We start from the raw sequence: 20,671 nt of genomic DNA, 5'->3' as shown, positions 1-20,671 counted from the left end.
GCGCCGGCCGGCAGCGGCCGGCGCACGCCGTCAGGGAACGTCGTACCCCAGCGCCGCCTTGCGGATGCGGAACCACTGCTCGCGGCTCAGCGTCAGCTGCAGCGCCCCCAGCGCCGATTTAACCCGTTCAATTTTGCCCGAGCCGATAATCGGCAGCGGCGCGGACGGCAGGCGCATCACCCAGGCGTAGACCACCTGTTCAATCGTCTCGGCGCCGGTCTCCTGCGCCACGCGCTGCAGTTCGTCACGCAGCGGCTGGCACTCCGCGCCGCTGAACAACCGCCCGCCTCCCAGGCAGGACCAGGCCATCGGCCTGATGCGCAACTGCTGGCACTGATCGAGCGTACCGTCCAGCAGCGCCGGCTGGTGCAGCGGTGAAATCTCAACCTGATTGGTGACCAGTGAAAACGGCAGGCGGGACTGCAGCAGCGTAAACTGCGACGGGGTAAAGTTGGACACGCCGAAGTGGCGCACCTTGCCGCTTTTATGCAGCTCGACGAAGGCCTCGGCCACCTCGTCGGCCTCCATCAGCGGATCGGGGCGGTGAATCAGCAGCAGATCGAGATAATCGGTATGCAGCTTGTGCAGCGACTGCTCGGCGCTGCTGACGATATGGTCACGGTCGGTGATATAGTGGCCGATCGGGTTGCCCGGTTTGGCGGTGGTGGCGATGCCGCATTTACTGACCAGCTCCAGCCGCTGACGCAGCGCCGGCCGCAGCCGCAGCGCATCGCCGAACGCCTGCTCGCACGCATAGCCGCCATAGATATCCGCGTGATCGACGGTGGTGATCCCCAGTTCCAGGTGCTGCTCAATAAACCCCAGCAGCTGCTGCGGTGACATGTCCCACTCCATCAGCCGCCAGTAGCCGCAGACCATGCGGGAAAATTCCGGCCCCTGCGGCGCAATATGAATACGATGACCCATGTTCAGACCTCATAACGGTGTTTTCTCCAGCATACACAAGCCGGCGACGCAGGGAAACGCCGCGCGCGGCGGCCCGTGCGCAGGATCGGAAAATTCGTGGGAATGAGGCTTAGAACAGCGAAGGCTGGTCGGGATCGTGCTCTTCCGCCGCCTTATTGGCGCGCTGCAGGCGCAGCAGACGCTGGCGGCACAGGCGCAGCACCTCGCGCTTTTGCGCGTCGCTCATGTTCATCCAGCCGAAACGCTCCTCGCGGCTGCGCAGGCAGCCACGGCAGTATCCGCGCTCATCGGCCTGACAGATGCCGCGGCACGGGCTGGGAATGTCGAAGAACTCAAGTTGCTGCGGCACACCACCTCCTGACTCGTCCCTTAATTGAAGACGTCATCGCCGTTGATGGCAAGCGACTTTTCCGCCAGACGGCGAAAATAATCGCGTAAATAGCGCAGCGCCTGGCGGGTTTTCTCCGGCATGGCGCGCTCCAGCGTCAGCGCATGCAGCCGCAATGGCGTCGGCCGCCAGGCGGGCAGCAGCGCAATCAGCTCGCCGCGCCGCAGCTCATCGCCGATCTCATACAGCGGCTGGCCGGAGATGCCCAACCCCATCCGGGTAAAGGCGCGCATCACGTGCATGCTGTCGCTGACGATCTGCCCCTGCGCCTGCCGCAGTTTGAACACCTCCCCCGACGCATGATGCAGATCCAGCGGAAATCCGGCGTTATTACCGCTGATCCAGCGGTGATGCTGCAGCGCCTGCGGCGTTTCCGGCACGCCGTGCTGGCTCAGGTAGCGCGGCGCGGCGCACAGCACCATCGGCCATTCGCTCAGGGCGTGCGCGATCATCGAGGTGTCCGCCAGCTGCCGGTTGACCCGCAGCGAAATATCCACCCGCTGCTCAATCATGTCCACCACCCGGTCATCCGCCAGCACCCGCAGCGTCAGCTGCGGATGCGCCTGCAGCAGCGGCGCCAACGCCTCGGCCAGCGGCCCGCCGCCGATGCCGACGGTGGTGGCGATGCGCAGCTCCCCCACCAGCGTATCCCGCAGTTCCGCCAGCCGCTGCTGCGCCTGTTGCGCCTGCTGCAGCATGGCTTCACAGCCGGGGTAGAACGCCGCGCCGGCTTCGGTCAGCGCCAGCTTGCGCGTGGAGCGGTGCAGCAGCGGCACGCCGAGCGACTGCTCCAGCGTGCGCAGGTGCTGGCTGACCGCCGATGACGACATGCCCAGCCGCCGCGCGGCCGCCGCCAGTGAGCCTTCGGCCACCACCACGGCAAACACCGCCATTCGGTTGAGTTTATCCATCACTATAAAGTTTTACTTAATAAAGAAAGCACCAATATGGCACTAATCAAATCGGTTGTTAAGGTCTAGAGTAACCATATCGCGCCGGATATTCCGGCCCCTCGGTTGCCTTATCACTTATCAGGAGTCAGCAGATGAAAATTGCCATTATTGGAGCCACCGGTTTTGTTGGGCGTCGCGTCGTCGATGAGGCGCTGGCGCGCGGGCTGGACGTCACCGCCATCGCCCGGCAGAAAAAAGATTTGCCGGATAACCCGCGCCTGCATATCGCCCTGGGCGACGTGGCCGATACCGGCTGGCTGACCACCCAATTGCGCGGCCAGGATGCGGTGATCAGCGCCTTTAACCCCGGCTGGGGAGAAGAGAACCTGTATGACAAAACCGTGGCCGGCATGCAGCAGATCCTCCGCGCGGTAGACGCCGCCGGCGTGACGCGTTTTCTGGTGGTCGGCGGCGCCGGCAGCCTGCAGGTCGCGCCCGGCGTAGAGCTGGTCGATACGCCGGAATTCCCGGAAAACATCCGCCCCGGCGCCCGCGCGGTGCGCGACTTGCGCAACCAGCTGCTGCAGAACCACAGCCTGGACTGGACCTATCTCTCGCCGGCCGCCATGCTGGAGCCGGGGCAGCGTACCGGCCAGTTCCGCCTCGGCACCACCAGCCTGCTGATGAACGGCGATGCGCCGGCGCACATCTCGGTAGAGGATCTGGCGGTGGCGATCGTCGACGAAATTGAAAAGCCGCAGTTTATCCGGGCGCAGTTTACCGCCGCCTACTGATATCGCCGGCCCCGGCCGCCCTGCGCGGCCGGCGTGCCGCTAAGGTTATCTTAAGTTTCACCCGCTAAATTTCCCCGCATTATCTTCTACAGGATGACAATGCGGCAATGCGGTTACCTTCAAAATTCTCCTGCGGCAGTCTGGGCTTTATTCTCGCCTGTACGCTGTTTTTTACCCTGTTCCAAAACGCGCTGTTTTTGCATACGGCGTGGTCATATATCCGTTTCGGCAGTGTCAGCAGTCTGCTGTTCGCCGCCAGCATGCCGCTGGTGATCTTCTGCGCGCTGAACATCATTTTCAGCATACTGACCGTGCCCTATCTGCGTAAGCCGTTAATGATCCTGTTCCTGCTTGGCAGCGCCGCGGCCAACTACTTTATGTACAGCTACGATGTGGTGATCGACGGCGATATGATACAAAACGCCTTTGAAACCAACGCGCAGGAGGCCAGCGCGCTGCTGACGCCGCAGCTGGGGCTGTGGCTGCTGCTGCTGGGCGTGCTGCCCGCCGTCGCGGTGTACTTCGTCAACATTCGCCAGACCCGCCCGTGGTGGTACACGCTCGGCCTGCGCGCCGCCAATATCATGCTGTCGCTGGTGGTGATTCTGCTGATCGCCGCGCTCTTCTATAAAGACTACGCCTCGCTGATCCGCAACCACAAAAACGTAGTGAAAATGCTGACGCCGTCGAACTTCGTCGCCGGCACGATTAAGTTCACCGAACAGCGCTACTTCACCCGTAATCTGCCGCTGGTGAAAATCGGTGAGGACGCCCATAAGGGGCCGCTGATCCGCGCCGAGCAGAAAAAGACGCTGGTGATCCTGGTGGTCGGCGAGACCGCGCGGGCGGAAAACTTCTCACTGGGCGGCTACGAGCGGGACACCAACCCGCGGCTGCGGCAGGACAACGTGATCTATTTTAACCACGCCGCTTCCTGCGGTACCGAAACCGCGGTGTCGGTGCCCTGCATGTTTTCAAATATGACGCGCAGCGAGTATGACGCTACCCGCGCCGAGCATCAGGAAGGCCTGATGGACGTGCTGGCCCACGCCGGGGTCAATGTGCTGTGGCGCGATAACGATAACGGCTGCAAGGGCGCCTGCGACCGCATTCCCCACATCGATATGACCAAACTGCAACTGCCGCAGGATTGCGACGGCGACGTCTGTATGGACAACGTGCTGCTGTATCGTCTGAAGGACTATATTGACGGCCTGAAAGACGATGGCGTGATCGTGCTGCACCAGATGGGCAGCCACGGGCCGGCCTACTACCGCCGCAGCACATCTGCGTTCCGCCGCTTTACCCCGACCTGCGACAGCAACCAGATCCAGGACTGCAGCCACCAGCAGCTGGTCAATACCTATGACAATTCGCTGCTGTACACCGACGCCATGCTCGACAGCACCATCAAGCTGCTGCAGCAGTACAGCGGACGTTTTAATACTGCGCTGGTTTACCTGTCGGATCATGGCGAATCGCTGGGGGAAAACGGCATGTACCTGCACGGCACGCCGTACCTGTTCGCACCGAGCCAGCAGACCCACGTGCCGTTCCTGATGTGGATGTCGGCGGACTATCAGCGCAGCTTCGGCATCAACCGCCAGTGCCTGCAAAACCGGGCGCAGCAGGACGCCGTATCGCAGGATAACCTGTTCCACACCCTGCTCGGCATGCTGAACGTGCAGACTCGGGAGTACCAGCCGCAGCTGGATATTCTGCAGCGCTGCCGCAGCGACGGCGCTTAACTTCCCCGCGCCGCTGAGGCACAATACCCACCGTCACGGCCGGCGCCCGCAGCGCCGGTTTTTTTCTTTCCCTCTTGATCTAGACCAACTGGTCTATTATGCTCACCCTCATGACGACGAAACATACGCACGGCAACATCGATACACGTGAACACCTGCTCGCCACCGGCGAGTCGCTCAGTCTGCGCCTGGGGTTTACCGGCATGGGACTCAGCGAGCTGCTGGCCACCGCCGGGGTGCCGAAGGGCTCGTTTTATCACTACTTCCGCTCGAAGGAAGCCTTCGGCGAAGCGATGTTGCAGCGCTATTTCGCCAATTATGACGTCGCCATGCAGGCGCTGTTCAACGACAGCGGCAACGATGCCCGCCACCAGCTGCTGAGCTATTACGCGCAGGCCATCAGTTTCCACTGCCGCAGCGAATGCCATAACTCCTGCCTGGCGGTAAAACTGTCTGCCGAAGTCAGCGACCTGTCGGAGCCGATGCGCCATGCACTGGAAACCGGCAGTGCGCAGGTGATCGGCCGTCTGCAGGACGCCATCGAGCGCGGCATTCGCGAGGGCTCGCTGGCGATAGCCATGAGCCCGGCGGCCACTGCCGAAACGCTGTACGCACTGTGGCTCGGCGCTTCACTGCGCGCCAAGATCCGCCGTTCGGTTGCGCCGCTGACCAGCGCGCTGGAAAGTATTGAACTGCTGCTGCGCCCGGCGCAGCTTTAAACCCGCCCCTGCGATGCGCCAAAAGGCGCCACAGGGGTTTTATTTAACGCGTTACTAGACGACCGGTCTATTCAATATAGGATGCGCTATGAAAGCTGAAAAATTGTTCACCCCGCTGAAGGTTGGCGCGACCACGTTGCCCAACCGTATCTTTATGGCGCCGCTGACGCGTCTGCGCAGTATTGAGCCGGGCGATATCCCCACCCCGCTGATGGCGGAGTATTATGCCCAGCGCGCCAGCGCCGGCCTGTTGATTACCGAAGCCACGCAGGTTTCCTTCCAGGCGAAGGGCTATGCCGGCGCGCCGGGGCTGCATACCCCGGAACAGATCGCCGCATGGAAGAAAATCACCCAGGCGGTGCATGAAAAGAACGGTCATATCGCCGTACAGCTGTGGCACGTCGGCCGTATCTCCCACACCAGCCTGCAGCCGGGCCAGCAGGCGCCGGTCGCCCCGTCCGCCATCAACGCCGACACCCGCACCACGGTGCGCGATGAAACCGGCGCCTGGGTGCGAGTGCCAACCTCCACGCCGCGTGCGCTGGAAACGACGGAGATCCCCGGCATCATCAATGACTTCCGCCAGGCAACCGCCAACGCGCGCGAAGCCGGCTTTGATTACATTGAGCTGCACGCCGCGCACGGCTACCTGCTGCACCAGTTTATGTCGCCGGCCTCCAACCAGCGCAGCGACCAGTATGGCGGCAGCATCGAAAACCGCACCCGCCTGACGCTGGAAGTGGTCGACGCCAGCATTGAGGAATGGGGCGCCGAGCACGTCGGCATCCGTATTTCCCCGCTCGGCCCGTTCAACGGCCTGGATAACGGTGAAGATCAGGAAGAAGCGGCGCTGTATCTGGTGGAAGAGCTGAACAAGCGCAATATCGCCTTCCTGCATATTTCCGAGCCGGACTGGGCCGGCGGCAAGCCTTACTCCGACGCGTTCCGCGATGCGGTGCGCGCGCGCTTCAGCGGCATTATCATCGGCGCCGGCGCCTATACGGCGGAAAAAGCCGAAGCGCTGATCGACAAAGGCTATATTGACGCCGTGGCCTTTGGCCGTAGCTATATCGCCAACCCGGATCTGGTTGAACGTCTGCAGCAGGATGCAGCACTTAACGAACCCCAGCCGGAGAGCTTCTACGGCGGCGGCGCACAGGGCTATACCGACTATCCGTTCCTGACGAAGTAACCCGCAACGCCTGCAACAAGGGCCGGCACGCTGCCGGCCTTTAGTTTTTTATCGATAATGGTGCACGCGATTTAGTGACAACGTCACAAGGGATACTCCCCCGCCGCGCCATTTGAATTCCCTTCTGCGACAACGCTATACTGAACGTCGTTTCAATAACTCGGCCGTTAACCACGGCAAACACCTGCTATTAGAGGAAATTATGCGCTTACTCCATACCATGCTCCGCGTCGGTGATCTGCAACGCTCTATCGACTTCTACACCAAGGTATTAGGCATGCGCTTGCTGCGTACCAGTGAGAACCCGGAATATAAATACTCGCTGGCCTTCGTCGGCTATACCGAAGAGAGCGACGGTGCGGTCATTGAGCTGACCTACAACTGGGGCGTCGACAGCTACGAGATGGGCAGCGCCTTCGGCCATCTGGCGCTGGGCGTCGACGACGTCGCCGCCACCTGCGACGCTATCCGTCAGGCCGGCGGCAACGTCACCCGCGAAGCCGGCCCGGTCAAAGGCGGCACCACGGTGATCGCTTTTGTGGAAGATCCGGACGGCTATAAAATCGAACTGATCGAGAATAAACACGCCGGCCACGGCCTCGGCAACTAAGTTTCCGTCGGGCGCATTCTGCGCCCGTTTTATTATCCGCCTGATAACCGCCTGCACGCCGCGGCAAAATTTGCCATAATGCGCGCTGCATTCGATGAAGATAAGAAACTGATGGCCGAGAAAAGTGATCTTAACGCCCTGAGTGGTCGTTTTCGTGGGTTTTATCCCGTAGTAATAGATGTAGAAACCGCCGGCTTTAACGCCCAGAGCGACGCGCTGCTGGAAATCGCCGCCGTAACGCTGAAAATGGATGAGGACGGCTGGCTGCAGCAGGATGAGACGCTGCATTTCCACGTTGAGCCGTTTGAAGGCGCAAACCTGCAGCCGGAAGCCCTGGCGTTCAACGGCATCGATCCGCACAACCCGCTGCGCGGCGCGGTCAGTGAATATGACGCGCTGCACGCCATTTTCAAAGCGGTGCGCAAAGGCCTGAAAGAGCAAGGCTGCAACCGGGCGATTATCGTGGCGCACAACGCCAACTTCGACCACAGCTTCCTGATGGCGGCGGCAGAACGCGCCGGCCTGAAGCGTAACCCGTTCCATCCGTTCGCCACCTTTGACACCGCCGCGCTCAGCGGGCTGGTGCTGGGGCAGACCGTGCTGGCCAAAGCCTGCATTGCCGCCGGCATGACCTTCGACAGCAGCCAGGCGCACTCCGCGCTGTATGATACCGAGCAGACCGCCCTGCTGTTCTGCGAGCTGGTCAACCGTTGGAAACGACTCGGCGGCTGGCCGCTGGCGCTTGACGCCGGCGACGACGAGTAACGCAAAAAAATGGGCGCTGCCGGTTTGTGCCGGCTGCGCCCACGTGCTTTACGTCAGAAACAGCGCCGTTACGACTGCTGATCTTCCTGCTTATACTTTGCCGCCGTCTCTTTGATCAGCGACTGCAGTTCGCCGCGCTGATACATTTCGATGATGATATCGCAGCCGCCGACCAGTTCGCCGTCAACCCACAGCTGCGGGAAAGTCGGCCAGTTGGCGTACTTCGGCAGCTCGGCGCGGATGTCCGGGTTCTGCAGAATATCTACGTAGGCAAAACGCTCGCCGCAGGCGGACAGCGCCTGCACGGCCTGGGCGGAGAAGCCGCAGTTCGGCAGCTTCGGCGAACCTTTCATGTACAGCAGAATCGGGTTTTCTGCGATTTGTTGCTGAATTCTTTCAATCGTCGTCATTATTGCTTCCTCAAGCCATCGGATGGCTACAACATGCGTTACACCGGGCTATTGTAGCGGCTGCGGCCGTTGCAAAAAAACGCCATCTTTTGCAAGGACATTCCGCCGGCCGCACCTGCGGCTCCGGCAACGCCCCTGCGCGCTAAACATGCCCGCAGAATAACATTTTTAATCCGACCATTTCACTAATATATTTTCAGCGCCGTCCGGCGACGGAATATTAACCAGCGCGGGCAAGGCGACGCTTTTTTCCTCGCTCGGCGATTAAATTTCAGTCAGGGGAAATGTTATTAACGTTTTCTCACAATATGGATTACGCTTTATTAAGTTCCGCGCTGTTTTATATCGCGGATTTGGGGAATACTGTGTTTAATTCAATCTCTGACTCGGGACCAAGGTTGGTAACGTCGACATGCGTCTAATTGTTACGCTTTTTGTGCTGCTGTTTACCCAGCTGTTCTTCAATCTGGCGCACGCTGCGCCACAGTCGCGCGTGGCCGCCGAACCGCGCAAAAGCCACGTCAGCGACGCGCGCCCGGACGAGCGCAGGAAAAAGAAAGCGCTGAAGAGCAATAAAAAAAGCCGCACCGCCGCGACGCCGAAAACCACCAAGGTTAAAACGGTTAAAAGCTCGACGATTAAAACCGCCAAGAAAACCACCCGCGTTAAATCCACGCGTAAAGCAACGCATCTGGCAAAAATTAAAGTTACCCCGCCGAAGAAAGGTTATAAAAAAGGCTACGGACGTCATCGCACTCACGGCCAGGCCACCAGCAAACTGCTGAGCGACGATAAACCGCTTAAACTGACCGCCGCGCATAAAAAACGCTACCAGCGGGCGAAGCAGACCGCGATGGCCAAGCTGATGAATCAGATGGGCAAGCCCTATCGCTGGGGCGGCGCCTCGCCGCGCACCGGTTTCGACTGCAGCGGGTTAATTTATTACGCCTATAAAGACGTGATGAAAATTAAAATGCCGCGTACGGCGAATGAAATGTATCACCTGCGCGATGCGGCGCCGATTAAGAAAAGCGAATTGGAAAAAGGCGATCTGGTATTCTTCCGCATTAACAACCGCGGCGCGGCCGATCACGTCGGCGTTTATCTCGGCGACGGCAAGTTTATTCAGTCGCCGCGCACCGGCAAGGATATCCGCATCAGCCAGCTGGATAATGACTACTGGCAGAATCACTACGTCGGCGCCCGCCGCGTGATGACGCCGAAAAACGTGCGTTAGTTCCCCCATGGCTGAGCCTGGCTCAGCCATTTATCCCCCGCCGGCGTCACTGTCGACGCTTTAAGCAGTTGAACGCTTAGCACGTTTTAAACCTTCCCTTCCCTTTGAAAGTCGTTAGAATTAATAACCTTAAAAAAAACATAACAACTCGATGCCCGGATATACCCGCAATAATTCGCGTGGCGGACAGCGGCAAGGGAAGGCATCCCGAAGGACTTACTGCGGGATGACTGAACGCAGCCAACGTCTCTGCAGCCTGAAGTATGACGGGTATAAGCAGCACGGTTTCGTCTGAGGGGTCACCCGCACCACCACATCCCGCAGGCGGCCATGGGCATCTGGCGCTATATCAATAAGGAGAAAGCAATGTCGTTTGAATTACCTGCATTACCGTACGCCAAAGACGCTCTCGAACCGCACATTTCCGCTGAAACGCTGGAATACCACTACGGCAAGCACCACAACACCTACGTGGTAAACCTGAACAACCTGGTGAAAGGCAGCGAGTTCGAAGGCAAAACCCTGGAAGAGATCGTGAAAACCTCTACCGGCGGCGTGTTCAACAACGCGGCGCAGGTGTGGAACCACACCTTCTACTGGCACTGCCTGTCGCCTCAGGGCGGCGGTGAACCTACCGGCGCGGTGGCTGACGCCATCAACCAGTCCTTCGGCTCTTTCGCCAAGTTCAAAGAAGAGTTCACCAAATCCGCCGTCGGCAACTTCGGCGCCGGCTGGACCTGGCTGGTGAAAAAGGCCGACGGCTCGCTGGCGATCGTCAACACCTCCAACGCGGCTACCCCGCTGACCGGTGACGACAAACCGCTGCTGACCGTGGACGTGTGGGAACACGCTTACTACATCGACTACCGCAATGCGCGTCCTAACTACCTGGAAAACTTCTGGGCGTTGGTTAACTGGGCATTCGTGGCGGAAAACCTGGCGTAATCGTCAGTTATCTGGCCAACAGAAAAGGCGCAGTGTTTACTGCGCCTTTTTATATTTCGCCGAACAATCAGTTCAGCGCAGCAATAAAACTAAAGGCAATAATCATCACCAGCGCGCAGGCGGTGGTGAACAGTGACAATTTTAACTCGGTTTCCATCAGAAACTCCCTTATCTGTTTCTCGACGCCAGCATAAAGCCCACAGTATTAATGGGTCAAATTATTTTCCCACAGTTCGCGGCAATCCCCAATTGATTTTGCGCAACGCCCGATAATGTTGCGGCAAAAAAAGGGCCAAGATTAAAATATTCGCCGCTTTCCCGACGGATAATGCTGATTTGCTCTTCCACTTTTGCGCAATATACGCCAAAATTCGCAGTTCACTGCTGCGTACCGGCCACGCGCCCCTCCGAACTAAGCAAGCGGCTTACGACTTCCAAACTAAAAACTACGTTTTCGAGATTTTGGAGCAGGATATACGCAGGCAAACGATTAACAACATACTTACATACTGCAAACATGTGAGTTCAGGAGTCATCTTTACATGGCAACGATTAAAGATGTGGCCAAACGCGCGGGCGTTTCCACCACCACCGTTTCCCACGTCATCAATAAGACCCGTTTCGTCGCCGAAGAGACCAAGGCGGCGGTCTGGGCAGCCATTAAAGATCTGCACTATTCGCCGAGCGCGGTTGCCCGCAGCCTGAAGGTCAACCACACCAAATCCATCGGCCTGCTGGCAACCTCCAGCGAAGCGCCCTACTTTGCTGAAGTGATTGAGGCGGTGGAAAACAGCTGCTACAGCAAAGGCTACACCCTGATTCTGTGCAACTCGCACAATAATCTGGACAAGCAGCGCGCCTATCTGGCGATGCTGGCGCAAAAACGCGTCGACGGCCTGCTGGTGATGTGTTCCGAATACCCCGATCAGCTGCTCGGCATGCTGGAAGACCACCGCAATATCCCAATGGTGGTGATGGACTGGGGCGTGGCGCGCAGTGACTTTACCGACACCATTATCGATAACGCCTTCGAAGGCGGCTATCTGGCGGGCCGCTATCTGATCGAACGCGGCCACCGCGAGATCGGCGCCATCCCCGGCCAGCTGTCGCGCAACACCGGCGGCGGCCGCCATCAGGGTTTCCTGAAGGCCCTGCAGGAAGCCAATATTGAGTTGCGCAACGAGTGGATCGTACAGGGCGACTTCGAACCGGAATCCGGCTATAAGGCGATGCACCAGATCCTGTCGCAAAAGCACCGCCCGACGGCGGTATTCTGCGGCGGCGATATTATGGCGATGGGCGCCATTTGCGCCGCGGACGAGCTGGGCCTGCGCGTACCGCAGGATATTTCAGTGATCGGTTATGACAACGTGCGCAACGCGCGCTACTTCACCCCGGCCCTGACCACGGTGCACCAGCCGAAAGAGCGTCTGGGTGAAATGGCCTTCACCATGCTGCTGGACCGTATTATCAGCAAGCGAGAGGAGTCGCAGGTGATCGAAGTGCATCCTAAACTGATCGAGCGGCGTTCCGTGGCCGACGGTCCCTTTATCGATTACCGCCGCTAAGCACGGCAGGCCGGCGCGTTTACGCCTCCGCCGGCCCCTGCTCCTCACTCAGCCACTCCTGATTCAAGGTTTCACTGTCCCCCAGATAATCCAGCAGCCAGGCGATGGCCGGCGACTGGTTAGGCTGCTGCCAGGTCAGGCAGCAGGCGCTGGGGGGAAACGGCTCCTGTAACTGCAGCACCGCCAGCTCACCACGCGCCACCAGCGGCAGCACCCGGTGCGCCGGCGCCATGCCGACGCATAAGCCGCCGCGCAGGCAATCCACCGCCGACACCCAGTCCGGCACCACCAGCCGACGCTGGTTATCCAGCGACCAGGTGACGCGTTTGGGCAGGCTGCGCGAGGTATCCTCCAGCAGCAGCGCCGGATAGGGGCGCAGCTGTTCATCGCTGAGCGCGCCGCTCAGCCCGGCCAGCGGATGCTCGGCGCTGACCACGCACAGCCAGTTCATAAAGCCCATATCGCGAAAGGCGAACCCGCCGCCGGTGGGCACCGCGCGCGTGGCGCCGATCGCCATTTCGGCGCGGCCGTCCACCAGCGCATCCCAGACGCCGTTAAACACCTCCGGCTGCAGCAGCAGTTCAACGTCCGGGAAGTGGCGATAAAAATCCAGCACCAGCTGCCGGCAGCGCTGCGGCTTTACGATCAGATCGACGGCGATCTTCACCTGGCCGCGCCAGCCGTTGGCGACCTGCTGACACTGACGCCGCGTGTCGAGCATTTTTTTGATAACAGCGCGCGATTCCTGTACAAACAGCGCGCCGGCCGGCGTCAGCGTCACGTCGCGATGGCGCCGCTCAAACAGCGGCACCGCCAGCCACTGCTCCAGCTGGCGCACGGTATAGCTGACCGCGGAAGGGACACGGTGCAGCTCCTGCGCCGCCGCGCTGAAACTGCCGGTACGCGCCACGGCGTCGACCACATCCAGAGAATATTCAGACCACATGCGTTTGCCTGCAAAATTTTTCAAACCAGTATGCAAATATTACCGTTTCACAACCAGAGATCCAGCCGGATACACTGCGCGGCGTGAAAACCTGCATCACAAATAACGACTGAGAACGACTATGCGAAACTTTGGATTTATGTGTTATCTGGCCGGCCTGAGTATGCTCGGCTTTCTGGCCACGGATATGTACCTGCCGGCCTTCGGCATGATGCAGCACGACCTGCAAATTTCTCCCGGCGCGATCAGCGCCAGCCTGAGTATCTTCCTGGCCGGCTTCGCCTTTGCGCAACTGCTGTGGGGCCCGCTGTCCGACCGGCTGGGGCGCAAACCGGTGCTGCTGATTGGCCTGGCGCTGTTCGGCCTCGGCTGTCTTGGCATGCTGTGGGCCACTAATGCGCTGCAGCTGTGGACGCTGCGCTTTATCCAGGCGGTCGGCGTCTGCGCCGCCGCGGTGACCTGGCAGGCCATCGTCATCGACCGCTATCCCGGCAGCCGCGCCAACCAGGTGTTCGCCACCATTATGCCGCTGGTCGCCCTCTCCCCGGCGCTGGCGCCGCTGGTCGGCGCCTGGCTGCTGAACCATCTGAGCTGGCGCGCCATTTTCGCCGTGCTGCTGGCGATCACGCTGCTGTTGCTGCTGCCGACGCTGCTGCTGCGTGACAAGCCGCGCCCGCGCGCCGACGAAGGCGCCGCACCCGGCATCGGTTTCCTGCAGCTGCTGAAGTCGCCGCTGTACAGCGGCAACGTGCTGGTATACGCCGCCTGCTCAGCCGGTTTCTTCGCCTGGCTGACCGGTTCGCCGTTTATTCTGGGCAGTATGGGCTACACTCCGAACGATATCGGCCTGAGTTACGTGCCGCAGACGCTGGCGTTTCTGCTCGGGGGGTTCGGCTGCCGCAGCGCATTAAGCCGTACGAACGGCAATACGCTGCTGCCGTGGCTGCTGGTGATGTACGCCGTCAGCATGGTGGCGCTGTATCTGGTTGCTACCCTGACCACGCCGACGCTGACCACGCTGCTGATCCCCTTCTGCCTGATGGCGCTGGTTAACGGCGCCACCTACCCGATCGTGGTGGCGAATGCGCTGACGCCGTTCCCGGAAAGCACCGGTAAAGCGGCGGCGCTGCAAAATACCCTGCAGCTGGGCCTGTGTTTCGTCGCCAGTATGCTGGTGTCCGCCTATATCGCGCAGCCGTTGCTGGCGACGGTAACGGTAATGGTTGCCACGGTCGTCCTGGCCGCCGCCGGCTATCTGCTGCAGCGCGGCAGCGGCGCACGCCCACAGGACGCCGAGCACCGTCAGCATGCTAACTCTGCGTCATAATTACCCATAATAATATTCACTTAAATGACATGTCTGCCGAGCACGATTTACGGTTGAGTAAGCGTCTCGGCAGGCCTATACTCAAAAAAGCGCTAAAAATAACATAGCAATTTCTCGTATTAACCCGTGGCGTTTCGTGGTCGCCAATGGCGTCACTTTTTTACTTTAATTGATGAGTTTACCCTGCCAGCCGGTACGGGCTTCTCTTTTGAATTTTCCTCTGTTCATGTCGGATATCGGACGCCGCGGTGCAATCTTCCGCAGGTATACGTATGTGCCTACCCAAATTGGCTAAGCTTTTTAGGTGGCCATAAGTCAGAAGAAAGGTGATGGAGAAACTAAATGAGTTCATCGTGTTTAGAAGATCTGAGCATCCAGGATAACCAATGGTATCGTATCGCCCATGAAATGCTCAGCATGGCCGATATAGAAATAAACGGCACCCGACCTTTCGATATTCAGGTAAAGAACCCCGAATTTTTTAAACGCGTGCTGCAGGAAGGCTCTCTCGGGCTGGGCGAAAGTTATATGGACGGCTGGTGGGAGTGCGAGCGGCTGGACTGTTTCTTTCAACGCGTGCTGACCGCCGGCCTGGAAAGAAAACTCCCCCACCATTTTAAAGACACGCTGCGCATTGCCGCCGCGCGCCTGACCAATCTGCAGTCCAAAAAACGCGCGTGGATCGTGGGGAAAGAGCATTACGATCTCGGCAACGATTTATTTACCCTGATGCTGGATCCTTATATGCAATATTCCTGCGGCTACTGGAAAAGCGCCGAGACGCTGGAACAGGCGCAGGAAAATAAATTGCGCATGATCTGCGACAAGCTGCAATTACAGCCGGGCATGCGCCTGCTGGATATTGGCTGCGGCTGGGGCGGGCTGTCGGCGTTTGCGGCCAAAAATTACGGCGTGTCGGTGGTGGGCGTCACCATTTCCGCCGAGCAGCAGAAACTGGCGCAGGCGCGCTGCGCCGGGCTGGACGTGGATATTCAGCTGCAGGATTACCGCGATCTGCATCAGCAGTTTGACCGCATCGTCTCGGTCGGCATGTTTGAACACGTCGGGCCGAAGAATTACCGCACCTATTTCGAGGTGGTTGAGCGCAATTTAAAACCCGACGGTTTATTCCTGCTGCATACCATCGGCTCAAACAGAACCGATATGAATGTCGATCCGTGGATCAATAAATATATCTTCCCTAACGGCTGCCTGCCCTCCGTGGCGCATATTGCCCAGACCAGCGAAGGCCGCTTCGTGATGGAAGACTGGCATAATTTCGGCGCCGACTACGATCGCACGCTGATGGCCTGGTATGAGCGCTTCCAACAGGCGTGGCCGCAGCTGGCCGAACGCTATTCCGAGCGCTTTGAGCGGATGTTCAGCTACTATCTTAACGCCTGCGCCGGCGCCTTCCGCTCGCGCGATATTCAGCTGTGGCAGGTGCTGTTCAGCCCGAAAGGCGTTGAAGGCGGCATCCGCGTCCCGCGCTGAGCGCCGCAAGCCAGCAGATGACCGGGCGACATCATGAAAAGCCGCAATTCATTGCGGCTTTTTGGTCGGTAACCGTCCCATTTTAGCGAACATGCTGCGTACGGCCGGCATAAAAAAATCCGTAACCCCTGCAGGTTACGGATAGTCTTCACAGCGCGGCGTCATCCTAACGCCCGGAGGTGATGATTCATTGTCCATCACCCCGTCCTGGCGCGGCCGCAGGTCATTGCGCCGCTATCAGCCGCAGTAGACGCGCGTGATTTTATCGTCCCGATCGCCGAGGAAGTTCAGGCGGGTCAGGTTGAAATCCATGGTGACCGCTGAATTATAAGGAATGGTGCGCACCTGACGGGCGTCGATCTGCACGCCGTCCAGTGAAGAGAGCGGTTTGCCCACGTAGTTTTGATATTGCGACGCGCCGCAGGTGTCATCCGCATCGACCGACGACGCCGTCGCGCCGTTTTCTGACGTACTGCTACAGGCAGCCAGCGTCATCAGCGCCGCCAACATCAACGTTTTCCGATAAAACTTCACGTTTAGCTCCTCTTTTTTTGCGTTCAACCCTGTCACGTCCGCTCAGGGGTTCGGCGTAGCCGCGCCTGGATTCTGCGCCAGCGCCGCTTCTCGGCTGGCCAGGACGCGCTCTACGGTATCCACCACCGCCTGCGTTTGCGGATCGATTTCAATATTCACCTTGTCGCCCAGGCGTTTTTTGCCCAGCGTCGTGCGCTCCAGCGTTTCCGGGATCAGATGCACGCAGAAGCGGTTGTTCACCACCTCGCCGATGGTCAGGCTGATGCCGTCAATACCGACAAAGCCCTTGTGCAATACATACTTCATCAGATCGGCACTCGGCATGCGCAGCCAGACCTGACGGTTGTTTTCCGAGGTAAAGATCTTGGCGATTTCTGCGGTGCAGATAATATGGCCGGACATCAGGTGGCCGCCGATCTCATCGTTGAACTTCGCCGCCCTTTCCACGTTGACCTTGTCGCCGACCGCCAGGCTGCCCAGATTGGTCAGGCGCAGGGTCTCTTTAATCAGGTCGAAGCTGACGCGGTTGCCGTCGACCGCCGTAACGGTCAGGCAGCAGCCGTTGTGCGCCACCGACGCCCCCAGCTCCAGGCCGGGCAGCAGCTCGTCGGGCATTTCAATCACGTGGGTACGGAAATTGGGTTTTTCTTCTACTGCAACCAGCGGCGCAATGCCTTGTACGATACCGGTAAACATGGATGCCTCTTTCTGAAAATTGATATACAGCGCTGGTAGGCAGTGTGCCCCAGATGGCGGAGAAAACCAAACCCGCAGCGGTAAAAAATCGCTGTCTGCGCACGAAATAGACCCACAACGGCGCCGTTAACGACTATTGTGCACTACACTGCGCCAGTGGCTTAAATAAGTCCGAACGGTTACAATACGCCGGTAATAATTCCGCGATTAAATTGCTGTCCATTCGCGACAGCCGTTCTTTCATTGCTTAATACTCAAAAAGGTGTATGCGTGCAGAAGTACTTTATTGAAGCGCGTAGTTTATTAGCCCTCGCTATTCCGGTAATTATCGCGCAAATCGCCCAGACGGCGATGGGCGTGGTGGATACCATTATGGCGGGTGCATACAGCGCCACGGATATGGCTGCGGTTGCAGTCGGCACATCTATCTGGCTACCGGCTATCCTGTTCGGCCACGGCCTGCTGTTGGCCTTAACGCCGGTGATCGCCCAGCTTAACGGCTCCGGCCGCCGCGAGCGCATCGCGCATCAGATAAGCCAGGGGTTCTGGCTGGCGAGCGGCGTCTCGCTGCTGATTATCGCCGTGCTGTACAACAGCAAATATATGATCGATATGATGCACAATGTCGATCCGCAACTGGCGGAAAAAGCCGTCGGCTATCTGCACGCCATTATGTGGGGCGCGCCGGGTTATTTATTCTTCCAGGTGATGCGCAACCAGTGTGAAGGATTATCAAAAACCAAGCCGGGGATGGTTATTGGTTTTATCGGTCTGCTGGTTAATATTCCCATTAACTATATTTTCATTTACGGCAAATTCGGCATGCCGGAACTGGGCGGCGTCGGCTGCGGCGTCGCCACCGCCAGCGTCTATTGGGTGATGTTCCTGCTGATGCGCGGCTACGTGCGCCGTGCGCCGTCGCAGCGCGACATCAAACCGGAGCGCGCCTGGTCGCCGGTCGACTGGGCCACGCTGCGCCGCCTGGTCGGCATCGGCCTGCCGGTCGCCCTGGCGCTGTTCTTTGAAGTGACGCTGTTCGCCGTGGTGGCGCTGCTGGTGTCGCCGCTCGGCATCGTCGCCGTCGCCGGCCACCAGATCGCGCTGAACTTCAGCTCGCTGATGTTCGTGCTGCCGCTGTCGCTCGGCGTCGGCTCCACCATCCGCGTCGGTCACCGGCTGGGAGAAGGCAACGTCGACGGCGCGCGCGTCGCCGCCTACAGCGCCATCGGCGTCGGCATCGCCATGGCCTGCTGCACCGCGCTGTTCACCGCCCTGCTGCGCGAGCCCATTGCCTTGCTGTATAACGACACGCCGGCGGTGGTCGCCATGGCCTCCCACCTGATGCTGCTGGCCGCGATCTACCAGATCTCGGACTCGATTCAGGTGATCGGCAGCGGCGTGCTGCGCGGCTATAAAGATACGCGTTCGATCTTCTTCATCACCTTTATCGCTTACTGGGTGCTGGGGCTGCCGAGCGGTTATCTGCTGGCGCTGACCGACTACATCGTGCCGGCGATGGGGCCGAGCGGTTTCTGGATCGGCTTTATTATCGGCCTGACCTTCGCCGCCATCATGATGGTGCTGCGCATGCGTTGGCTGCAGCGTCAGCCGGCGGCGCTGATTTTACAGCGCTCCACCCGCTGATTTTTCCGCCGGCCCCTCCCCGGGCCGGCCACTTCCCAGCCGCAATCTGCGGAAAAAACCGCCTCACTGCGCATAAGCGCAGCAGTCGCGCGAAATCGCGGATAAAATTACGTTTTTCCCCTTGCCAGCAGACAGCTTGCTCGTTAATATTCGTCCCCGCTGTCAGCCATGACAGACAGGAAAACGATGCGTCCGTAGCTCAGTTGGTTAGAGCACCACCTTGACATGGTGGGGGTCGGTGGTTCGAGTCCACTCGGACGCACCAAATTCCTACAGCAGTTCAGTGCGTCCGTAGCTCAGTTGGTTAGAGCACCACCTTGACATGGTGGGGGTCGGTGGTTCGAGTCCACTCGGACGCACCAAATTACTGCAGCAGTTCAATGCGTCCGTAGCTCAGTTGGTTAGAGCACCACCTTGACATGGTGGGGGTCGGTGGTTCGAGTCCACTCGGACGCACCAAATCATCTCTCCTGATTTGGCGCCCAGAATTTTTCCTTTTTTATCCCCTATTATCCGTTCCTTGATTTACAGCGTCTGACCTTATGTCGCCTCACGAGCCTATTTGGCGCCCGCCATGGCGAACGCCGCGTTGACTTATTTGGCCGGTTTAACCTCGGTCACCCAGGTGGGTAAGTCCCAGGTGCCTCCCAGCCGGATATAGCGACACATCCCCGTGGTGGCTTCTATGCTTTTGCGGAACGTCATGCCATCCCACACCCAATTAGCCATCCCCCAGCAGTCACCCAGACCACGTCCTTTCTGGCTCATGAAAATTTCCCCCTCATCATAGCCAGAACCTGATGAGGTGATGAGCTGCGGTTTGCCCTCGAGTTTACTGTCAACCACCCAATAGCCGTACCCTTCGTTATATGCCGCCCGCCAGCAGAGCGCGGAAATCAGCACGTGCGCGTCGTCCAGCGGCGTCAGCCCGATCGTTTCTGCGTGTTCTTCTTCCTCATCCTCTGTCGGCCGGATGCGCTCACAATCCTCATCTTCACCCAGGGTTGCCAGCAGTTTCGGTTTCAACACCGCCAACTCCGGAGCTGTCAGCTCCCGCTCCTGCGCCTTTTCCATCTGAACACGCTGAACGATCGGTGCGGGTATCGCGGCACGCACGCTGCCTTCCGGTTTATTACCGGTTTTGCTCAACGCGCCCGGCGTCCCGATACGTCCCTGCACGTCATCCATTTTCAGCAGCACGGCATAGGCCCCGTCGCCGGAGAGCACGAAAGACTCGCTTCCTCCTCTGAATTCCACCTTCCCGCTGCCTTTAATCGCCTGAATCAGACTGCGCGTCTGTTTTTCCGACAGCAGCCAGGTATCGTCGTCACCAGATCTAACGCTGCCGGCCTGCTGGTCGTTAATCCAGAGCGTCAATGCGTCAAACGATAAATTACCGTCAGACTCAATTTCCCCCAACCGGACTGCACCGGTAACAGCACTTCGCGCCCCGGCCTGGCGGATTAACAGCACGGAACCGCCCTTTCCCTCACCGGAACTGTACCCCGCCGCCCGGCAGGTCAGCGTGTTATCACAAACCACTTCCCAATCTTTGTGGCTGAATGACACGCCGCTGTTTGCCGCCAGCGCGGGCGCGCTGAGGATCATCATGCTCAATAACCCCGTGAAGGCGCTATTTTTCATTGTTCCATCTCTCCATAATGGGTCATTGCAGGTCGTCCGCGCTATACTTACGCCAGAACGCATCTCTCCCTGGCATATCTTCTTTTCATTAATCAAACCTTCTTGCCGTATCCTCGGCTATTTCCTGTCAACCGGGAAACGAAGCCCTATCATTATCGTTTTTATCCCTATAATCAACGAGGATTAAGGG

21 protein-coding genes and 3 tRNA genes are annotated in these 20,671 nt (G+C 59.1%); 15 read left to right on the top strand and 9 right to left on the bottom strand.

Annotated features, from left to right (window positions below; translation table 11 throughout):
* Positions 1–30 precede the first annotated feature (30 nt).
* From I6G83_RS17605 to I6G83_RS17595, 3 genes are all read right to left on the bottom strand, one after another.
* Entirely contained in the window at positions 31–927 is an 897-nt protein-coding gene (locus tag I6G83_RS17605) for an aldo/keto reductase (RefSeq protein ID WP_054307840.1), read from the bottom strand.
* Positions 928–1,036: 109 nt separating this feature from the next.
* Positions 1,037–1,276, bottom strand: a complete 240-nt coding sequence (locus I6G83_RS17600; protein ID WP_054307839.1) for a DUF1289 domain-containing protein — start codon at positions 1,274–1,276, stop codon at positions 1,037–1,039.
* 20 nt (positions 1,277–1,296) lie between these two features.
* Positions 1,297–2,226 (bottom strand): LysR substrate-binding domain-containing protein, encoded by a 930-nt coding sequence (locus I6G83_RS17595; protein WP_015672185.1) that lies wholly within the window; start codon positions 2,224–2,226, stop codon positions 1,297–1,299.
* A gap of 134 nt (positions 2,227–2,360) precedes the next feature.
* On the opposite strand from I6G83_RS17595, the gene I6G83_RS17590 reads away from it, so the two are divergent.
* The 6 genes from I6G83_RS17590 (at position 2,361) to rnt (ending at position 8,036) form a co-directional block, all read left to right on the top strand.
* Positions 2,361–3,002: an NAD(P)-dependent oxidoreductase gene (locus tag I6G83_RS17590; protein ID WP_054307838.1), complete on the top strand. Its 642-nt coding sequence runs from the start codon at positions 2,361–2,363 to the stop codon at positions 3,000–3,002.
* Between the two features lie 107 nt (positions 3,003–3,109).
* The gene (eptA, locus tag I6G83_RS17585) at positions 3,110–4,750 is read left to right on the top strand and encodes a phosphoethanolamine transferase EptA (RefSeq protein ID WP_054307837.1); all 1,641 of its coding nucleotides are present in this window, start codon (positions 3,110–3,112) and stop codon (positions 4,748–4,750) included.
* Positions 4,751–4,848: 98 nt separating this feature from the next.
* Positions 4,849–5,469, top strand: a complete 621-nt coding sequence (locus I6G83_RS17580) for a TetR/AcrR family transcriptional regulator (RefSeq protein ID WP_054307836.1) — start codon at positions 4,849–4,851, stop codon at positions 5,467–5,469.
* 88 nt (positions 5,470–5,557) lie between these two features.
* The gene (gene nemA / locus I6G83_RS17575) at positions 5,558–6,661 is read left to right on the top strand and encodes an alkene reductase (protein ID WP_054307835.1); all 1,104 of its coding nucleotides are present in this window, start codon (positions 5,558–5,560) and stop codon (positions 6,659–6,661) included.
* A 202-nt stretch (positions 6,662–6,863) separates the two neighbouring features.
* The gene (gene gloA, locus I6G83_RS17570) at positions 6,864–7,271 is read left to right on the top strand and encodes a lactoylglutathione lyase (protein WP_015672180.1); all 408 of its coding nucleotides are present in this window, start codon (positions 6,864–6,866) and stop codon (positions 7,269–7,271) included.
* A 78-nt stretch (positions 7,272–7,349) separates the two neighbouring features.
* A complete protein-coding gene (rnt, locus tag I6G83_RS17565; RefSeq protein ID WP_015672179.1) occupies positions 7,350–8,036 on the top strand; it encodes a ribonuclease T in 687 nt (228 codons plus the stop codon).
* A 68-nt stretch (positions 8,037–8,104) separates the two neighbouring features.
* Here the strand turns inward: rnt and I6G83_RS17560 are convergent, their stop codons facing one another.
* Positions 8,105–8,449, bottom strand: coding sequence for a Grx4 family monothiol glutaredoxin (locus I6G83_RS17560; RefSeq protein ID WP_099050080.1), 345 nt, complete (start codon positions 8,447–8,449; stop codon positions 8,105–8,107).
* Between the two features lie 409 nt (positions 8,450–8,858).
* Here I6G83_RS17560 and I6G83_RS17555 point away from each other — a divergent pair, with 409 nt between their 5' ends.
* Complete coding sequence (locus I6G83_RS17555; RefSeq protein WP_054307834.1) at positions 8,859–9,683, top strand: C40 family peptidase; 825 nt, start codon at positions 8,859–8,861, stop codon at positions 9,681–9,683.
* A 366-nt stretch (positions 9,684–10,049) separates the two neighbouring features.
* Entirely contained in the window at positions 10,050–10,628 is a 579-nt protein-coding gene (gene sodB / locus I6G83_RS17550; RefSeq protein ID WP_041412084.1) for a superoxide dismutase [Fe], read from the top strand.
* A gap of 67 nt (positions 10,629–10,695) precedes the next feature.
* On the opposite strand, the gene cydH is transcribed toward sodB, so the two are convergent.
* Entirely contained in the window at positions 10,696–10,785 is a 90-nt protein-coding gene (cydH, locus tag I6G83_RS17545) for a cytochrome bd-I oxidase subunit CydH (protein ID WP_099050037.1), read from the bottom strand.
* A gap of 385 nt (positions 10,786–11,170) precedes the next feature.
* On the opposite strand from cydH, the gene purR reads away from it, so the two are divergent.
* Positions 11,171–12,196 carry an HTH-type transcriptional repressor PurR gene (gene purR, locus I6G83_RS17540; RefSeq protein ID WP_015672174.1) on the top strand — a complete coding sequence of 342 codons (1,026 nt, stop codon included), beginning with the start codon at positions 11,171–11,173 and terminating at the stop codon, positions 12,194–12,196.
* Positions 12,197–12,215: 19 nt separating this feature from the next.
* Here the strand turns inward: purR and punR are convergent, their stop codons facing one another.
* Entirely contained in the window at positions 12,216–13,142 is a 927-nt protein-coding gene (punR, locus tag I6G83_RS17535) for a DNA-binding transcriptional activator PunR (protein WP_054307833.1), read from the bottom strand.
* 121 nt (positions 13,143–13,263) lie between these two features.
* On the opposite strand from punR, the gene punC reads away from it, so the two are divergent.
* Together punC and cfa are read left to right on the top strand one after the other, a co-directional pair.
* Positions 13,264–14,469 (top strand): purine nucleoside transporter PunC, encoded by a 1,206-nt coding sequence (punC, locus tag I6G83_RS17530; protein WP_054307832.1) that lies wholly within the window; start codon positions 13,264–13,266, stop codon positions 14,467–14,469.
* A gap of 342 nt (positions 14,470–14,811) precedes the next feature.
* Positions 14,812–15,963 carry a cyclopropane fatty acyl phospholipid synthase gene (gene cfa / locus I6G83_RS17525; RefSeq protein WP_054307831.1) on the top strand — a complete coding sequence of 384 codons (1,152 nt, stop codon included), beginning with the start codon at positions 14,812–14,814 and terminating at the stop codon, positions 15,961–15,963.
* Between the two features lie 237 nt (positions 15,964–16,200).
* Here cfa and I6G83_RS17520 read toward each other — a convergent pair whose 3' ends face one another.
* Positions 16,201–16,497 (bottom strand): I78 family peptidase inhibitor, encoded by a 297-nt coding sequence (locus tag I6G83_RS17520; RefSeq protein ID WP_062778981.1) that lies wholly within the window; start codon positions 16,495–16,497, stop codon positions 16,201–16,203.
* A gap of 42 nt (positions 16,498–16,539) precedes the next feature.
* Positions 16,540–17,193: a riboflavin synthase gene (locus I6G83_RS17515; protein WP_054307830.1), complete on the bottom strand. Its 654-nt coding sequence runs from the start codon at positions 17,191–17,193 to the stop codon at positions 16,540–16,542.
* Positions 17,194–17,463: 270 nt separating this feature from the next.
* On the opposite strand from I6G83_RS17515, the gene I6G83_RS17510 reads away from it, so the two are divergent.
* From I6G83_RS17510 to I6G83_RS17495, 4 genes are all read left to right on the top strand, one after another.
* Complete coding sequence (locus tag I6G83_RS17510; protein ID WP_054307829.1) at positions 17,464–18,837, top strand: MATE family efflux transporter; 1,374 nt, start codon at positions 17,464–17,466, stop codon at positions 18,835–18,837.
* A 188-nt stretch (positions 18,838–19,025) separates the two neighbouring features.
* Positions 19,026–19,102: transfer RNA gene (locus I6G83_RS17505), tRNA-Val, on the top strand.
* Between the two features lie 20 nt (positions 19,103–19,122).
* A tRNA-Val gene (locus I6G83_RS17500) sits at positions 19,123–19,199 on the top strand.
* Positions 19,200–19,219: 20 nt separating this feature from the next.
* Positions 19,220–19,296: transfer RNA gene (locus tag I6G83_RS17495), tRNA-Val, on the top strand.
* A gap of 135 nt (positions 19,297–19,431) precedes the next feature.
* On the opposite strand, the gene I6G83_RS17490 is transcribed toward I6G83_RS17495, so the two are convergent.
* Entirely contained in the window at positions 19,432–20,481 is a 1,050-nt protein-coding gene (locus I6G83_RS17490; protein ID WP_054306137.1) for a DUF1176 domain-containing protein, read from the bottom strand.
* Between the last annotated feature and the right edge of the window lie 190 nt (positions 20,482–20,671).

Source organism: Serratia rubidaea (genome assembly GCF_016026735.1).
In the GTDB taxonomy this organism is placed as follows: Bacteria; Pseudomonadota; Gammaproteobacteria; order Enterobacterales; family Enterobacteriaceae; genus Serratia_B; species Serratia_B rubidaea.
The sequence above is the reverse complement of the archived record's forward strand: the minus strand, read 5'-3'. Positions and strand labels throughout refer to the sequence as shown.

Coding starts and splice junctions, on each gene's coding strand:
- I6G83_RS17490 (WP_054306137.1), bottom strand. CDS start 20,481: ATGAAAAATAGCGCCTTCACGGGGTTATTGAGCATGATGATCCTCAGC.
- sodB (WP_041412084.1), top strand. CDS start 10,050: ATGTCGTTTGAATTACCTGCATTACCGTACGCCAAAGACGCTCTCGAA.
- I6G83_RS17515 (WP_054307830.1), bottom strand. CDS start 17,193: ATGTTTACCGGTATCGTACAAGGCATTGCGCCGCTGGTTGCAGTAGAA.
- purR (WP_015672174.1), top strand. CDS start 11,171: ATGGCAACGATTAAAGATGTGGCCAAACGCGCGGGCGTTTCCACCACC.
- I6G83_RS17580 (WP_054307836.1), top strand. CDS start 4,849: ATGCTCACCCTCATGACGACGAAACATACGCACGGCAACATCGATACA.
- nemA (WP_054307835.1), top strand. CDS start 5,558: ATGAAAGCTGAAAAATTGTTCACCCCGCTGAAGGTTGGCGCGACCACG.
- I6G83_RS17555 (WP_054307834.1), top strand. CDS start 8,859: ATGCGTCTAATTGTTACGCTTTTTGTGCTGCTGTTTACCCAGCTGTTC.
- I6G83_RS17590 (WP_054307838.1), top strand. CDS start 2,361: ATGAAAATTGCCATTATTGGAGCCACCGGTTTTGTTGGGCGTCGCGTC.
- cydH (WP_099050037.1), bottom strand. CDS start 10,785: ATGGAAACCGAGTTAAAATTGTCACTGTTCACCACCGCCTGCGCGCTG.
- I6G83_RS17595 (WP_015672185.1), bottom strand. CDS start 2,226: ATGGATAAACTCAACCGAATGGCGGTGTTTGCCGTGGTGGTGGCCGAA.
- gloA (WP_015672180.1), top strand. CDS start 6,864: ATGCGCTTACTCCATACCATGCTCCGCGTCGGTGATCTGCAACGCTCT.
- punC (WP_054307832.1), top strand. CDS start 13,264: ATGCGAAACTTTGGATTTATGTGTTATCTGGCCGGCCTGAGTATGCTC.
- rnt (WP_015672179.1), top strand. CDS start 7,350: ATGCGCGCTGCATTCGATGAAGATAAGAAACTGATGGCCGAGAAAAGT.
- cfa (WP_054307831.1), top strand. CDS start 14,812: ATGAGTTCATCGTGTTTAGAAGATCTGAGCATCCAGGATAACCAATGG.
- punR (WP_054307833.1), bottom strand. CDS start 13,142: ATGTGGTCTGAATATTCTCTGGATGTGGTCGACGCCGTGGCGCGTACC.
- eptA (WP_054307837.1), top strand. CDS start 3,110: ATGCGGTTACCTTCAAAATTCTCCTGCGGCAGTCTGGGCTTTATTCTC.
- I6G83_RS17605 (WP_054307840.1), bottom strand. CDS start 927: ATGGGTCATCGTATTCATATTGCGCCGCAGGGGCCGGAATTTTCCCGC.